The 15,500-nt window shown below is 66.8% G+C and carries 16 protein-coding genes; 2 read left to right on the forward strand and 14 right to left on the reverse strand.

Annotated features, from left to right (window positions below; genetic code table 11):
• Position 1 precedes the first annotated feature (1 nt).
• The gene (locus tag VLK61_RS26425) at positions 2-922 is read left to right on the forward strand and encodes an AEC family transporter (protein ID WP_325425637.1); all 921 of its coding nucleotides are present in this window, start codon (positions 2-4) and stop codon (positions 920-922) included.
• 9 nt (positions 923-931) lie between these two features.
• Here the strand turns inward: VLK61_RS26425 and VLK61_RS26430 are convergent, their stop codons facing one another.
• Positions 932-3,034 carry a primosomal protein N' gene (locus tag VLK61_RS26430; RefSeq protein WP_325425639.1) on the reverse strand — a complete coding sequence of 701 codons (2,103 nt, stop codon included), beginning with the start codon at positions 3,032-3,034 and terminating at the stop codon, positions 932-934.
• A 354-nt stretch (positions 3,035-3,388) separates the two neighbouring features.
• Positions 3,389-4,480, reverse strand: coding sequence for a uroporphyrinogen decarboxylase (hemE, locus tag VLK61_RS26435; RefSeq protein WP_325425642.1), 1,092 nt, complete (start codon positions 4,478-4,480; stop codon positions 3,389-3,391).
• A gap of 99 nt (positions 4,481-4,579) precedes the next feature.
• Here hemE and VLK61_RS26440 point away from each other — a divergent pair, with 99 nt between their 5' ends.
• Complete coding sequence (locus tag VLK61_RS26440; RefSeq protein ID WP_325425645.1) at positions 4,580-5,194, forward strand: HD domain-containing protein; 615 nt, start codon at positions 4,580-4,582, stop codon at positions 5,192-5,194.
• 12 nt (positions 5,195-5,206) lie between these two features.
• Here the strand turns inward: VLK61_RS26440 and VLK61_RS26445 are convergent, their stop codons facing one another.
• The 12 genes from VLK61_RS26445 to VLK61_RS26500 all read right to left on the reverse strand — a co-directional run bounded on the left by VLK61_RS26445 (position 5,207) and on the right by VLK61_RS26500 (position 15,461).
• A complete protein-coding gene (locus tag VLK61_RS26445) occupies positions 5,207-6,034 on the reverse strand; it encodes a hypothetical protein (protein ID WP_325425648.1) in 828 nt (275 codons plus the stop codon).
• 31 nt (positions 6,035-6,065) lie between these two features.
• A complete protein-coding gene (ppk2, locus tag VLK61_RS26450) occupies positions 6,066-6,878 on the reverse strand; it encodes a polyphosphate kinase 2 (RefSeq protein ID WP_325425650.1) in 813 nt (270 codons plus the stop codon).
• Between the two features lie 94 nt (positions 6,879-6,972).
• The gene (locus VLK61_RS26455) at positions 6,973-7,389 is read right to left on the reverse strand and encodes a F0F1 ATP synthase subunit epsilon (protein WP_325425652.1); all 417 of its coding nucleotides are present in this window, start codon (positions 7,387-7,389) and stop codon (positions 6,973-6,975) included.
• Between the two features lie 123 nt (positions 7,390-7,512).
• Positions 7,513-8,925 carry a F0F1 ATP synthase subunit beta gene (gene atpD / locus VLK61_RS26460; RefSeq protein WP_325425654.1) on the reverse strand — a complete coding sequence of 471 codons (1,413 nt, stop codon included), beginning with the start codon at positions 8,923-8,925 and terminating at the stop codon, positions 7,513-7,515.
• A gap of 161 nt (positions 8,926-9,086) precedes the next feature.
• The gene (gene atpG / locus VLK61_RS26465) at positions 9,087-9,971 is read right to left on the reverse strand and encodes a F0F1 ATP synthase subunit gamma (RefSeq protein WP_325425656.1); all 885 of its coding nucleotides are present in this window, start codon (positions 9,969-9,971) and stop codon (positions 9,087-9,089) included.
• A gap of 26 nt (positions 9,972-9,997) precedes the next feature.
• Complete coding sequence (gene atpA / locus VLK61_RS26470) at positions 9,998-11,551, reverse strand: F0F1 ATP synthase subunit alpha (RefSeq protein WP_325425658.1); 1,554 nt, start codon at positions 11,549-11,551, stop codon at positions 9,998-10,000.
• 38 nt (positions 11,552-11,589) lie between these two features.
• Positions 11,590-12,120: a F0F1 ATP synthase subunit delta gene (locus VLK61_RS26475; RefSeq protein ID WP_325425660.1), complete on the reverse strand. Its 531-nt coding sequence runs from the start codon at positions 12,118-12,120 to the stop codon at positions 11,590-11,592.
• 2 nt (positions 12,121-12,122) lie between these two features.
• The gene (locus tag VLK61_RS26480; RefSeq protein WP_325425663.1) at positions 12,123-12,593 is read right to left on the reverse strand and encodes a F0F1 ATP synthase subunit B; all 471 of its coding nucleotides are present in this window, start codon (positions 12,591-12,593) and stop codon (positions 12,123-12,125) included.
• Positions 12,594-12,674: 81 nt separating this feature from the next.
• A complete protein-coding gene (gene atpE, locus VLK61_RS26485; RefSeq protein ID WP_414636870.1) occupies positions 12,675-12,953 on the reverse strand; it encodes a F0F1 ATP synthase subunit C in 279 nt (92 codons plus the stop codon).
• A 75-nt stretch (positions 12,954-13,028) separates the two neighbouring features.
• A complete protein-coding gene (atpB, locus tag VLK61_RS26490) occupies positions 13,029-13,901 on the reverse strand; it encodes a F0F1 ATP synthase subunit A (protein WP_325425665.1) in 873 nt (290 codons plus the stop codon).
• Positions 13,891-14,460 (reverse strand): ATP synthase subunit I, encoded by a 570-nt coding sequence (locus VLK61_RS26495; RefSeq protein ID WP_325425667.1) that lies wholly within the window; start codon positions 14,458-14,460, stop codon positions 13,891-13,893. The genes atpB and VLK61_RS26495 overlap by 11 nt, the downstream gene beginning before the upstream one ends.
• Positions 14,461-14,552: 92 nt before the next feature.
• On the reverse strand, positions 14,553-15,461 hold the full coding sequence (locus VLK61_RS26500; protein ID WP_325425671.1) for an SMP-30/gluconolactonase/LRE family protein: 909 nt from the start codon (positions 15,459-15,461) through the stop codon (positions 14,553-14,555).
• Positions 15,462-15,500 lie beyond the last annotated feature (39 nt).

The raw sequence follows: 15,500 nt of genomic DNA on the forward strand, positions 1-15,500 counted from the left end.
GCTGGCGGGTTACCTCGCGGCGCGCCGGCATGTGCTGCCCGAATCGGCGATCCCGGGGCTGAACGCCTTCGTGCTGTATTTTTCGCTGCCCTGCCTGCTGTTCCGCTTCGGCATGAACACACCGGTGCTGCAGCTGCTGAACCCGTCGGTCCTGCTGGTCTACCTGGTGTGTGCGCTGATGATCGTGTTCTTCACGATCGCCGTGACGCTGAAAGAACCGGTGGGCCTGAAGGACGCCGCTTTCGGCGCGCTGGTCGCTGCCTTCCCGAACACCGGCTTCATGGGCGTGCCGCTGCTGGTGGCGCTGCTCGGGCCCACTGCCGCCGGGCCGGTGATCTGCACCGTGCTGGCCGATCTGTTCTTCACCAGCTCGTTGTGCATTGCGCTGGCCCAGGCCCATGGCGCGGCCGAACATGGCGCGCGCACGGCGGTGCTGCGGGCGTTGCGCGGCGCGCTGTCGAACCCGCTGCCCTGGTCGATTGCGCTGGGCGCGCTGTGTTCGGTGTCGGGCTTCCAGACCAGCGGCCCGGTCGACGTGGTGGTGCGCATGCTGGCCGACGCGGCCAGCCCGGTGGCGCTGTTCACGATCGGCGCGGTACTGCACCGCGCCGCCCAGCATGTGCACACCCGCACGCCACCCAGCCGCTTCGTGCCGGTGGCGCTGATCAAGCTGTTCGTGCACCCGCTGCTGGTGCTGGCGCTGGGCGCGGCGGCACGCCAGCTCGGCGCGCCGCTGTCGAGCTTCCAGCTGATGGTGATGACGCTGGCCGCCGCGCTGCCCAGCGCCAGCAATGTCTCGCTGCTGGCTGAACGCTACGGTGCCGACAACGGCCGCATCGCCCGCATCATCATGACGTCGACCGCGCTGGCCTTTGTCAGCTTCAGCGCGCTGGCCTGGTTGTTCGGCGTGAACCCCGCCTGAGCGCCAAGTTCAGATCGCGAGGGGGTCCACGTCGATGGCCCAGCGCGCCAGCCCTTTGTGCTGCGGGCGCAGTGCGTGCAGCTGCGCCAGCCAGTCGCTGAGCAAGCGCTGCAGGCGCATGCGCGAGGGCGATTCCACCAGCATCTGCATGCGCTCGATGCCGGCCACTTTCGAGACCGACGGCGGCACTGGCGGGTAGACGGTCACCTCGTCGGCGCCGGCCAGCCGGGCGGCGCACTCGGCCGCGGCGCGCAGGAAGGCGGTGGCCACCGCGACATCCTTCGCCTCGGCGCGCAACAGCGCCAGGTGGCTGAAGGGCGGCAGGCCGGCGCTGCGGCGTTCGGCCAGCTGACTGGCGGCGAAGGCGGCGAAATCATGCGTTTTCAGGGCCGCGTACAACGCATGTTGGGGATGCCAGGTCTGCACCCACATCTCGCTGCGCTCGGCCGCTTCGGCATCGCGCCCGGCGCGGCCACCGGCTTGCATCAGCAGCGCGAACAGCCGCTCGGGCGCGCGGAAGTCGCTGGCGAACAGCGCGCTGTCCGGGTTCATCGCCACCACCAGCGTGATGCGGCGGAAGTCGTGGCCCTTGGTCACCATCTGCGTGCCGACCAGGATGTCCACCTCGCCGGCATGCACCTCGGCCAGGCGGCTTTCGAGCTGACCCTTGCCGCGCGCGGTGTCGGCATCGAGCCGCGCGATGCGGGCGCCGGGCAGCAGTTCGGCCAGCTGTTCTTCGAGCTTCTCGGTGCCGCGGCCGATCGGTGCGATGTCGAGGTTGCCGCAATCGGGGCAGGCGCGCGGCACGCGCTCGGTGAAACCGCAGTGGTGACAGCGCAATGTGCGTTCGCCCTTGTGGAACACGCGCCAGGCGCTGCAATGCGGGCAGCCGCTTTTCCAGCCGCAATCGGCGCAGTGCAGCACCGGCGCATAACCGCGCCGGTTCAGGAACACCAGGCTTTGTTCGCCGCGTTGGATGCGCTCGCGCAGGCTCTGCAGCACCGGCGGCGCCAGCACCGGCACCTGGCTGTTCCCGGGGCCGCTCCTTTCACGCGGCAGCACGCCCATGTCGAACAGGCGCACGCGCGGCAGCACGCCGCCGCCGATGCGCTGCGCCATCTCCAGCCGCCGGTAGCGACCGTCCAGTGCGCGCTGCCAACTTTCCAGTGCCGGCGTTGCCGAGCCCAGGATCACCGGCACGCGCTCCAGGTGGCCGCGGTAGACCGCCAGGTCGCGCGCCGAGTAGCGCGCACCTTCCTGCTGCTTGTAGGACGGGTCGTGCTCTTCGTCGACGACGATCAGGCCCAGCCGCGGCAACGGCGCGAACACCGACATGCGCGTGCCCAGCACGATGTCGGCCTGGCCCAGCAGCGCGGTGAGCCAGTGCGACAGGCGCTGCACCGGCGTCAGCCCGCTGTGCATGGCGACCAGCCGGCGGCCGGGGAAACGTTCGGTGAAGCGGCGCTCGAGCTGCGGCGTCAGGTTGATCTCGGGCACCAGCACCAGCGCCTGCCGGCCGGCCGCCAGCACCTGCTCGGCGGCGCGCAAGTAGACCTCGGTCTTGCCGCTGCCGGTGACGCCGTGCAGCAGCAGCGGCAGGGGCCGGGCTTCGGCCAGCGCGCTGTCGAACGCCGCCAGCGCCTGCTGCTGTTCAGGGCCCAGTGCCGGCCGCGACGGCGCGTCGGCTTGCGCCGGCAGGGCCGGTGCGGTGCCCTCGCGCTGCAGCTTTTTCAGCAGGCGCGCCTGGCGCTTGGCCAGGCCCGGTGCATCGATCTTGCGCAGTTCGGGCGGCAGCACCGCCAGCGCCAATTCACCGAGGCCGCGCTGGTAGTAGGCGGCGGCAAAGTCCACCAGCGCCAGCCACGGTGACGGCAAGGGGGCGAGGCCCTCGAACACACCGGCCACCGGGCGCAGCACCGCCGCTTCCGGTGGCGCCTGATCCGGCGCCGCCCGGTCGTGCCAGCTGATGCCCAGCACCTCGCGCCGGCCCAGCGGCACACGCACCAAGGTGCCCGGCATGAGCGGGCGCTCGCTGAGGTAATCCAGCGGGCCGACCAGCCCGCTGTGCTGCGGTGTCTCGACAAGCACCCGCACGCGCACCGGCGATGTCAAGCGCCGGCCTCTGCAGTTTGGCGCCGAAAACTCGCATCCACATCAAGAAAAGCCGCTAAGTTCATGATTGGAAACGAGTTTTCAATCTGTCCCCGACTTCTGTGGATAACTTTGTGGGAAAGCTGCCCACGGATGCGCTAAGTGCTTGATCTGTCGGCGTTCGCGCTGGATTGCCCATTCCTGCAGCAGTGGCGGAAATTTGTTATGAATCAAGCACTTGGCACGAGTTTGCGCAATATCTCATGGTGCATTGCACACTCGCGGCGGCCAGTTTCACGGGATCGACATTTTGGGGATAAGTCAAGCCCTGAGCACTCACTCACCCTTGCGCATGCCCTCAAAAAGAAATGCGGGTCAACCCGCTTGTCGCAGCGTGCGCGAGTGGGCATGAACGGTCTCGACCAGGGCCTGCACATGCTCAGTCGGGGTGTGCTGGTTGATGCCATGGCCGAGGTTGAAGACATGGCCGCCGAAGCGGCCATCGGCGCGCTGAGCGCGGCCGAAGCTGTCCAGCACCGCGCGGGCTTCGGCGGCCACCGCGTCGGGTGACGCGAACAGCACCATCGGATCGAGGTTGCCCTGCAGCGCGACACGGTCGTCGATGCGCGCGCGCGCGGCGCCGAGGTCGCAGGTCCAGTCCAGCCCCACCACGTCGGCCCCGGTGGCGGCAATCTGCTCCAGCCAGAGGCCGCCGCCCTTGGTGAAGACAATGCAGGGCACACGCTGGCCCTCGTTCTCACGCTTCAACTGCGAGACCACGCGCTGCGTGTAGGCCAGGCTGAACTGCTGGAAGGCCCGGTGCTCGAGCACGCCGCCCCAGGAATCGAAGACCATCACCGCCTGCGCGCCGGCTTCGATCTGGGCGTTCAGGTAGGCCGCCACCGCGTCGGCATTGATGGCCAGGATGCGGTGCATCAGGTCGGGCCGGCTGTAGAGCAGGGTCTTGACCAGCCGGTAGTCGTCCGAGCCGGCGCCTTCGACCATGTAGCAGGCCAGCGTCCACGGGCTGCCGGAGAAGCCGATCAGCGGCACGCGGCCGTTCAAGGCCTTGCGGATGGACGTGACGGCGTCGAACACGTAGCGCAGCTTGTCGAGATCCGGTACTTGCAGCGCGGCGACCGCGGCCTCGTCGCGCAGCGGGTGTGCAAAGCGCGGGCCCTCGCCGGCGGCGAAGGACAGGCCCAGGCCCATCGCATCGGGCACGGTCAGGATGTCGGAGAACAGGATCGCCGCGTCGAGTGCGTAGCGCTCCAGCGGCTGCAGCGTGACCTCGGTGGCGTAGTCCGGCTGCGTGGCCAGGCCCATGAAGCTGCCGGCTTGCGCGCGCGTGGCCCGGTACTCCGGCAGATAGCGACCGGCCTGTCGCATCAGCCACAGCGGCGTGTAGTCGGTGGGCTGGCGCAGGCAGGCGCGCAGGAAAGTGTCGTTCTGAAGCGGCGCGTACATGGTGCGAATTATCGCGCCCGGCGGGTCTTGTCCGAGGTCAACGCCGACGTCACGACCCCATGCTATGGTCGATCGGAAACCCGATTGGAGCAGCACCGCATGGAATCGCAGATCACCGGCGCCGAGGTCATCGAGCGCATCCTGGACCTGTTCGAGCGTCACGGCAGCCAGCCCTACGACGGAGGGCGGCGTGAATCGGTGAGCGCGCTGGAACACGCGCTGCAGAGTGCCCAGTTGGCCGAGTGGGCCGGCGCCGACCTGCCGCTGGTGGCCGCGGCGTTGCTGCACGACATCGGCGACTTCGATGAGGGCGGTGCCATCGGCGACGATCGCAGCGACAACCAGCACCAGCTGCGTGCGCTGCCCTGGCTGGCCGCCGCTTTCGGGCCCGAGGTGCTGGAGCCGATTCGTCTGCATGTCGCGGCCAAGCGCTACCTGGTGGCCACCGAGCCGGCCTACCAGGCCACGCTGTCGCCGGCCTCGCTGCTGTCGCTGGACCTGCAAGGCGGCGCGATGGCCGACGACGAGTGCCAGCGCTTCGAGAACGAAAGCTTCTCGCCACAAGCCGTGATGCTGCGGCGCTGGGACGATGCCGCCAAGGAGCCGGGCAAACCGACGCCGTCGCTGGCCTATTTCGCGGCGCTGCTGCAGGAGTTGCAGGAACGCGCGCGGCCGGCGGCGCGGCGCACGGTGGTCGGCGCGTTCGACGCCTGAGCCGGGCCTGATCTACCAGCGCTGCGCCGGCTGCACCGCGGCCGACCACCGGCCGTCGCGCAGCCAGGCCTGCAGCACCGGCTCACCGCCGCCGGGCTGGGCCCAGTCCCACAGCAGTTCCGGCGGGGCAACGCGGGTCCCCGTGGGCCATTGCGGCAGGGCCTGTGCCAGCGCGATGACGAACTGCGCCACCTTGCTGGCCCGCAGCGGCTGGTCACGCTGCGGCACCATCCAGCGCAGCTGCGCCAGGAGGCCTGCGGCCAGCCGCGACAACATCGCGTGAGGCCAGTTCGTTGTCAGGCCCTCAGCTTCAGCGCCGGCCCCCAAGCGTGTGGGCCGCACGATGACGAACTGCGCGAAACCCAGCGCGGCCACCGCCTGCTCGTCCAGCGATGCCAGGCCGGCCTTCAGCGCCTGCGGCAGCAGCGACGGCGCATGCGGCATCACCAGCACCAGCCGCTGCACGCCTTGGGCTTGCAGCCAGCGCGCCAACGCCGCCAAGCGGTCCGGCTGCGGCCGCAGGAAAGCAGCCTCGCGCCCGTGGAACGAGCGCTCGCGGTCGAACACGACGATGGCGGTGTCGGGGGGCTTCGCAAACGCCGCGGCAGGGCTCAGCTCCGCGCCGACCTGCACCGCGACCAAGCCGCGCAAGGCTACTTCCAGTGGTTGCGTCACCAGCGCAGAGACAGCCCCCCACTGGCCTTGCCCCAGCGCTTGCTCCAGCACAGCCGCGCCCAAGGGGCCGGCCGCCCCGGCGATCACCAGTTGCTGCGTGGCGGCGCCATCGGCGAGCCGCACCGGCGACAGGCCGGCACGCAGGGCCTGCTTCAACAGACTCATGGTCGGGGGGCGTCTACTGCGCGGTGTGGCTTCAGATCGGCTTCAGCGGCCCCTTGAAGCGCTCCTTCAAAGGCGGGTGACCCAGCGGCGGCAGGTCGAGCAAGACCTCGGGCACTGCCGTGTCGGGCAGGTGGTCCAGCAGGTGGCGGATCAAGCTCAGCCGGCCACGCCGCTGGTCGTTGAAGTCCACCAGGGTCCAGGGTGCATGCTCGGTGTGCGTGGCCTTGAGCATCTGGTCGCGGGCGCGGCCATAGTCGGCGTACTTTTGCCGGGCTTCGAGGTCGATCGGCGAGAGCTTCCAGCGCTTGAGCGGATCTTCCCGCCGCTCGGCGAAGCGCTCTTCCTGCTTCTCCTGGTCGACGGTGAGCCAGTACTTGAACAGCAGCACACCGTCGTCGACCAGCAGGCGTTCGAACACCGGCGCCTGCTGCAGAAAACCGGCCACTTCGATGGCACTGCAGTAGCCCATCACCCGCTCGACGCCGGCGCGGTTGTACCAGCTGCGATCGAACAGCACGATCTCGCCGGCCGCCGGCAGGTGCGACACATAGCGCTGGAAGTACCACTGCGTGCGCTCGCGGTCACTGGGTTTGGGCAGGGCCACCGCGCGGCACTGGCGTGGGTTCAGCGTGTCGGCGATCGCCGCGATCACGCCGCCCTTGCCCGCCGTGTCACGCCCTTCGATCAGCACCAGCACGCGCCGGCCGGTGTGCCGCAGCCAGCGGGCCATGGCGTTCAGTTCAAGTTCCAGCGCACCCAGCTTTTCAAGGTATTCGGCCTTGCCGACCTTGCCAGCTTTGCTCGCCTTGCTGCCAGGATCGGCCTTGTCTTGCTTCTTGCCCATGCGTGATCACTCCGTTGCCAGCCGGTGCAGTGTCACTCAGAAACGGCAACGCCCGCCGGGTTGCGGCGGGCGTTGCCTGGAGGGCGCAGAGAGCTTACTTCTTGCGCAGCTTGGTGATGGCCGCGATCTGCGCCGCCATCATCGCGAACTCGCTCTGCGCGCGGGCAAAGTCGATGTCGGTCTTGGCGTTCTTCATCGCCTCTTCGGCCAGCTTCTTCGCTTCGTTGGCCTTGGCCTCGTCAAGGTCATGGCCGCGGATCGCCGTGTCGGCCAGCACCGTCACGGTACCGGGTTGCACTTCGAGGATGCCGCCGGCGACGAAGACGAACTCTTCTTCGCCGGTGTCGGCGCGCTCGATGCGCACCGCACCGGGACGGATGCGGGTGATCAGCGGCGTGTGGCGCGGCAGGATGCCGAGCTCGCCGTTCTCGCCGGGCAGCGCGACGAACTTCGCCTCGCCGGAGAAGATGCTCGCTTCGGCGCTGACCACATCGACGTGAATGGTTGCCATATCAGTACTCCACTCCGCCGCGCAGGCGGGTTAGCTCAGCAGCCAACGCGGAACCGGCTTTGCCGGGCCGCTGGTGGTGCCCCCCTGGGGGGGAGGCGCCGAAGGCGCATCGGGGGGGGGCCATCAATTGATCTTCTTGGCCTTCTCGAAGGCCTCGTCGATCGTGCCGACCATGTAGAAAGCTTGTTCAGGCAAGTGATCGCATTCACCGGCGACGATCATCTTGAAGCCGCGGATGGTTTCCTTCAGCGGCACGTACTTGCCGGGCGAGCCGGTGAACACTTCGGCGACGTGGAAGGGCTGCGACAGGAAGCGCTGGATCTTGCGCGCGCGGGCCACGGCCAGCTTGTCTTCCGGCGACAGCTCGTCCATGCCGAGAATCGCGATGATGTCGCGCAGTTCCTTGTAGCGCTGCAGCGTCGACTGAACCGCACGCGTGGTGTTGTAGTGCTCTTCACCGACGACGTTGGGATCGACCTGGCGGCTGTTCGAGTCCAGCGGATCCACCGCCGGGTAGATGCCCAGCGACGCGATGTCGCGCGACAGCACGACGGTGGCGTCCAAGTGCGCGAAGGTGGTGGCGGGCGACGGGTCGGTCAAGTCATCGGCCGGCACGTACACGGCCTGAATCGAGGTGATCGAGCCGACCTTGGTCGAGGTGATGCGCTCTTGCAGGCGGCCCATTTCTTCGGCCAGTGTCGGCTGGTAGCCCACCGCGGACGGCATGCGGCCCAGCAGTGCGGACACTTCGGTACCGGCCAGCGTGTAGCGGTAGATGTTGTCGACGAAGAACAGCACGTCGCGGCCTTCGTCGCGGAACGACTCGGCAATGGTCAGGCCGGTCAGCGCCACGCGCAGGCGGTTGCCCGGGGGCTCGTTCATCTGGCCGTAGACCATGGACACCTTGGACTCGCCCAGGTTCTCCAGATTCACGACGCCCGATTCGGCCATCTCGTGATAGAAGTCGTTGCCTTCGCGGGTGCGCTCACCGACGCCGGCGAACACCGACAAGCCCGAGTGGGCCTTGGCGATGTTGTTGATCAACTCCATCATGTTCACGGTCTTGCCGACACCGGCGCCGCCGAACAGACCCACCTTGCCGCCCTTGGCGAACGGGCAGATCAAGTCGATCACCTTGATGCCGGTTTCCAGCAGTTCCTGCGACGGGCTCAGCTCGTCATAGGTCGGGGCCTTGCGGTGGATCGACGCGGTCAGCGTCTGGTCGACCGGGCCGCGCTCATCGATCGGCGAACCCAGCACGTCCATGATGCGGCCCAGTGTGGCCTTGCCGACCGGCACGGTGATGGCCGCGCCGGTGTTGCTGACCATCAGCCCGCGGCGCAGGCCGTCGGACGAGCCCAGCGCAATCGTGCGCACCACGCCGTCGCCCAGCTGTTGCTGCACTTCCAGCGTCAGCGCCGAGCCTTCGAGCTTCAGCGCGTCGTACACACGCGGCATCCTGTCGCGCGGGAACTCGACGTCCACCACGGCGCCGATGCACTGGACGATCTTGCCTTGTGCTTGCGTGTTAGCCATTTTTTCAATCCTTCAAACAGTATTCGTTGCGTGCGGCCGGCGCTTTGGCGCGTTAGCCGCTGATGGCGGCCGCGCCGCTGACGATTTGGTTCCGGCCGTTCGCGTTGCTCACTTAACTTTCGCTCCGCTCAAGTTAGCCTTCACCGAATCGTGAGTTCACATCAGCCACTGATGGCTGCTGCTCCGCTCACGATTTCGGACAGTTCCTTGGTGATCGCGGCTTGGCGGGTCTTGTTGTAGACCAGCTTCAGCTCGGCGATCAGGTTGCCGGCGTTGTCGGTGGCGGCCTTCATCGCCACCATGCGGGCGGATTGCTCCGAGGCCATGTTCTCGGCCACCGCCTGGTAGACCAGTGCTTCGATGTAGCGCGTGAGCAGGTCCTCGATCACCGTCGCGGCATCGGGCTCGTAGATGTAGTCCCAGCCGTACTGCGCCTTCTCGGCGGCCGTCTGCTGCAGGCGATCAGCGGCCAGCGGCAACAGCTGCTCGACCATCGGCTCCTGCTTCATCGTGTTGATGAACTTGGTGTAGCAGAGGTAGACCGCGTCGACCTTGCCTTCGACGAAGGCATCGAGCATGACCTTGACCGGGCCGATCAGCTTGTCCAGCTGCGGCGCGTCGCCCAGTTGCGTGACATGGCTGATGACCTTGGCGCCAATGCGGTTCAGGAAGCCGAAACCCTTGTTGCCGATGGCCACCGCCTGCGCGCTGCCACCCGCCGTCTGCAGGTCGCGCATCTTGTTGGTGACCGCCCGCAGCACATTGGTGTTCAGGCCGCCGCACAGGCCCTTGTCCGTGGTGACGACGATGAAGCCGCTGACCTTGGACGTGCCACCGGTGCGCAGATAGGCCGACTTGTACTCGGGGTTGGCCAGCGACAGATTGGCCGTGATGTTGCGGATCTTGTCGGCGTAAGGCCGGGCCGCACGCATGCGTTCCTGCGCCTTGCGCATCTTCGAGGCCGAGACCATTTCCATGGCCTTGGTGATCTTCTTCGTGTTCTCGAAGCTCTTGATCTTGCCGCGTATCTCTTTACCGACCGCCATGGCGATGCTCCTTGTGGCGGGCCAGATTAAGCAAACGACTTCTTGAATGCCGTGATGGCAGCCGTCAGCTCTTCCTCGGCGCCCTTGTCCATCGCCTTGTCGTTCTCCAGCTTGGCCAGCAGCGCCGCATGGCTGGACTTCAGGTGCTGGTGCAGGCCGTGTTCGAAGGCCAGGATCTTCTTGACCTCGACGTTGTCCATGAAGCCCTTGTTGACCGCGAACAGTGTCGCGCCCATCAGGCTGATCGGCAGCGGCGAGTACTGGGCCTGCTTGAGCAGTTCGGTCACGCGGGCACCGCGGTCCAGCTGCTTGCGGGTGGCTTCGTCCAGGTCGGAGGCGAACTGCGCGAACGCCGCCAGTTCACGGTACTGCGCCAGGTCGGTACGGATACCGCCGGACAGGCCCTTGATCAGCTTGGTCTGCGCCGCACCACCGACCCGCGACACCGAGATACCAGCGTTGATGGCGGGGCGGATGCCGGCGTTGAACAGCGCGGTTTCCAGGAAGATCTGGCCGTCGGTGATCGAGATCACGTTGGTCGGCACGAAGGCCGACACGTCGCCGGCCTGGGTCTCGATGATCGGCAGTGCGGTCAGCGAACCGGTCTTGCCCTTGACTTCGCCCTTGGTGAACTTCTCGACGTAGTCGGCGTTCACGCGCGCGGCGCGCTCGAGCAGGCGGCTGTGGAGATAAAACACGTCGCCGGGGAAAGCTTCACGGCCCGGCGGGCGGCGCAGCAGCAGCGAGACCTGGCGATACGCGACGGCCTGTTTGGACAGGTCGTCATAGATGATCAGCGCATCTTGGCCGCGGTCGCGGAAGTACTCACCCATCGTGCAGCCCGAATAGGCCGAGACGTACTGCATCGCCGCCGATTCGGAGGCCGAGGCTGCGACGACGATGGTGTAGTCCATCGCGCCGTTGGCTTCCAGTGCGCGCACCACGTTCTTGATCGACGAGGCTTTCTGGCCGATCGCAACGTAGACGCAGGTCATGTTCTGACCCTTCTGGTTGATGATCGTGTCGATCGCCACCGCGGTCTTGCCGGTCTGGCGGTCGCCGATGATCAGCTCGCGCTGGCCGCGGCCGATCGGCACCATCGAGTCGATGGATTTCAGACCGGTCTGCACCGGCTGGCTCACCGACTGGCGCGCGATCACGCCCGGGGCGACCTTCTCGATCACGTCGGTCATCTTGGCGTTGACCGGACCCTTGCCGTCGATCGGCTGGCCCAGTGCGTTGACGACGCGGCCGATCAGCTCGGGGCCGACCGGCACTTCCAGGATGCGGCCCGTGCACTTGACGGTATCGCCTTCGGAGATGTGCTCGTACTCGCCCAGGATCACCGAGCCGACCGAGTCGCGCTCGAGGTTCAGCGCCAGGCCGTAGGTCGGCTGGCCGCTGGCGGTGGGCGGGAACTCCAGCATTTCGCCGGCCATCACGTCCGACAGGCCATGCACACGCACGATGCCGTCGGTGACGGACACGACAGTGCCCTGGTTCTTGATGTCAGCCGAAGCGCCAAGACCCTCGATGCGGCTCTTGATCAGTTCGGAAATCTCAGCGGGATTCAGTTGCATAGCTTTCTCCTGCGACAGCGGGCCGCGTTAATAACGCGTCACGCGGTCAGCGCGACCTTCATTTGTTCGAGACGGGCCTTGACCGAGGTGTCGAGCACCTCGTCGCCGACCACCACGCGGATGCCGCCGATCAGCTCGGCGTCGATCTCGACGCGGACATTGAGCTTGCGGCCGAAGCGCTTTTCGAGCGAGGCGACCACATCGGCCAGCGCCGCATCGTCGATCGCATAAGCGCTATAGACGATGGCGTCCGAGCTGCCCGATTGCGCATTGACCAGCGCCTTGAACTGCGCAGCGATCTCAGGCAGCGCGGCCAGGCGGCCGTTCTCGATCACCGCTTGCAGCAGGTTGCTGACCTTGCTGTCGAGCGCGGTCTTGGCCACGCCGGTGATCACCTCGAACACCTGGGGCGCAGCGACCTTGGGGTTGTCGGCGAACTGGCGCAGCGCCGGATTGCCGGCAACCGAGCCCAGCGTGGTCAGTTGCTCGGCCAGCGTGGCAGCCTGGCTGCCAGCCGACTTGAACAAGGCTTCGGCGTACGGGCGGGCGATCGTGGCGAGCTCGGCCATGATCAGAGTTCCGCCTTCAGGCGACCCAACAGCTCAGCGTGCACGCCGGCGTTGACTTCGCGGCGCAGGATCTGCTCCGCGCCCTTGACGGCCAGACCTGCCACTTGCTCGCGCAGCGCTTCACGCGCCTTCACGGCTTCCTGCTCGGCTTCGGCCTTGGCGGCAGCGATGATCTTCGCGCCTTCGTCGGTGGCGCGCGACTTGGCTTCTTCGACCAGTTGCTGCGCCAGGCGCTCGGCATCGGCCAGGCGTTTGGCCGCGTCGTCGCGGGCAGCGGACAGCTGCTGCTCGACACGCTGGTTGGCCACGGCCAGGTCGGACTTGGCCTTGTCGGCGGCGGACAGGCCATCAGCGATCTTCTTCGCGCGCTCGTCGAGCGCGGCGGTGATCGGTGGCCAGATGAACTTCATCGTGAACCAGACCAGGATCAGGAACACGATCATCTGGACGATGAGGGTACCGGTGATGCTCACGTTTTTGCCTCAATCACGGTGACGGGGATGGACGGCAGGGGACGCGGTAGGCGCGCCCCAGGCCTCACACAACGAGCCGGATTACTTGGTGGCAGCAGCAGCAATGGCGGCAGCGATCTGGCCCAGGAACGGGTTGGCCGTGGCGAACCACAGGGCCACGCCGGTGCCGATGATGAACGATGCGTCGATCAGGCCGACCAGCAGGAACATCTTGGTTTGCAGTTCGCCCATCAGTTCGGGCTGGCGTGCGGCCGACTCAAGGTACTTGCTGCCCATGATGCCGATGCCGATACAAGCGCCCAGTGCGCCCAGACCGATGATCAGGCCAGCGGCGAGAGCGACAAAGCTGATGACTTCCATGATGACTCCTAGAGGATTGAGGTTGTGTGAAAGGAAGAGGAAAGAGGAAACCGCGAGATCGTGGACCGGTCCGCGTCAATGCGTGTCATGGGCCTGGCCGACATAGACCAGCGTCAGCATCATGAACACGAAAGCCTGGAGCGTGATGATCAGGATGTGGAAGATGGCCCACGCCGTGCCGAGGATGACGTGGCCGATGGCCAGCGTGATACCCAGTGCCGACATCGACCACGCACCGCCCAGCAGCGCGATCAGCAGGAAGATCAGCTCGCCGGCGTACATGTTGCCGAACAGCCGCATGCCATGCGAAACGGTCTTGGCGACGAATTCGACCAGCTGCATCGCGAAGTTGAACGGGTAGAGCGCCCAGTGGTCGCCGAAGGGCGCCGCGAACAACTCATGCACCCAGCCGCCGAAGCCCTTGATCTTGACGTTGTAGACCAGGCAAACGATCAGCACCGAGACCGACAGGCCCATCGTCACCGACAGATCGGCGGTCGGCACGACACGCAGATAGGCGTGGTGCGGGTCGCCGCCGTTGGCGGCAACGACCTTTTCCCAGAGGAAGGGCAGCAGGTCGACCGGCAGCAAGTCCATCGCATTCATCAGGAAGATCCAGACGAACACTGTCAGCGCCAGCGGCGCGACCAGCTTGCGGCTCTTGGCGTTGTGCACGATGCCCTTGGCCTGCGCATCGACGATCTCGAACAGGATTTCGACGGCGGCCTGGAAGCGGCCCGGCACGCCGGAAGTCGCCTTGCGCGCGGCACGCCAGAGGAAGAAGCAACCCAGCACGCCGACCAGGATCGCGAAGAACATCGAATCCCAACTGACGACGCTGAAGTCGACCGGGCCGTGCAGTTCTTTGTTGCGGGCGTGGGTCAGATGGTGAACGATGTATTCACCAGCGGTCGGACCGTGCTCCGCGGCGGGGGCTTCAGCTGCCATGTTTCTTCGTCTCGCTCAATTCAACTCGACCGCGGCCGCGCCACAGCAGCGCCACCGCATAAACCTTGATGCACAGCACCAGCGCCAGCAACAACGCCGGCCAGACCAGGGGCTGCACGACCCGATTCGCGACAACCAGCATCGCGATCGAAAACACAATCTTGACCGACTCCCACAACAGGACACTGACAGCCGACAGGCCGGGCGCCGCGCTGGAAAGTCGACTGGTCATGCCGCGCGCCATCAAGGCCCCCGGCACCACCACGGTGGCCGCGCCATACAGCATCGACCACGCCACCTCGCTCCTCCCGGTGAACAACAAGCCCAAGAGGGCCGCCACAACACCGACCGCGGCTTGCACCACGATGACCCGCCAGGGTGAAACCGGCGGCTCTTTCGCCCTCAAGGCGGCTGCTTCCTCTCGACTCAGCCTCTTGAAAGAGTCATTCGCCGCCCAATCTTCTGCGTCTCGATCTTCCTCACGCCACCTGTCCTCCTTGCCCCGGCTCTTGTCGGCATCTCTGGGCTGGCCCTGCGTTGTCATGGGCCGGTAGGACATCGTCTGCGCTTTCGTGGACTGGCTCGGTTTCGGCAAACCGCAGGAGTATACGTGGAAACCCCTGCCGGCCGACAGCCCAGGCTAGAGGCGCACTACAAGCGAGCGAAACACACCGGCAGTCCCGGCACCGCCACGCGCAGGTGCAGCACGCAGCCGGCCAGCGGCTGTTGCGCCAGTTCCTCGGCCGGGCGCTTCTCGCGGCCGGTGGTGATGTACAGCGTCTTCAGGTCCGCGCCGCCGAAGCAGGGCATGGTCGGGCAGCGCACCGGCAGCGGCAGCTCGGCCAACACCTCGCCTTCGGGCGACAGGCGCAGCAGGCGCTGGCCCTCGAACATCGCGACCCAGTAGGCGCCTTCGCTGTCGACTGCCGCGCCATCCGGTCTTCCGCCATAGGCCGCCAACGGCTGCCCTTCAGCGCGCAGCGGAAACTGCTTGAAGACCCGGCGCCGGCTCAGGCTGCCATCGTGCCCGTCGACATCGAAGGCATAGATCGTGTGGGCCTTGGTGTCCGACCAGAACAGCGCGCGGCCATCGGGGCTGAAGCCCAGGCCGTTGCTGACCGTGATGTCGGCCGCCAGGCGCTCACCGTGGCCGCGCACATAGCGGTATAGCGCCGCTTTCGGCTCACGCTTGTCGTCGATCGTGCCGACCCAGAAACGGCCCTGCGCATCGGCCTTGCCATCGTTGAAACGCTGCAGCGCCGGGTCGAACGGTGCATCGGCGACGCGGCTGCGCACGCCGCTTTCGGGATCGAAGCGCCACAGCCCGTCGCGCATCGCGATCAGCAGGCCGCCGCCGTGCAGCGGCGCGATACTGCCGGGCTCGGTCTCGAAGGCCCACTGGTCGTGCTGCTGGCGGCGCGGATCGAAGGCGTTCAGGCGCCGGCCGGGAATGTCGACCCAGTACAGCCGCTGCTCGTCCGGATGCCAGAACGGCGATTCACCCAGCACCGACGGCGGCACCGGCAGCGCTTCGATAGCGCTCGATTGGAGCGTCAGCATCAGATCGTCGCCACCTCGAGCTTCATCCAGGCCTCGAAC

Source organism: Aquabacterium sp. (assembly GCF_035476535.1).
In the GTDB taxonomy this organism is placed as follows: Bacteria; Pseudomonadota; Gammaproteobacteria; order Burkholderiales; family Burkholderiaceae_C; genus Pseudaquabacterium.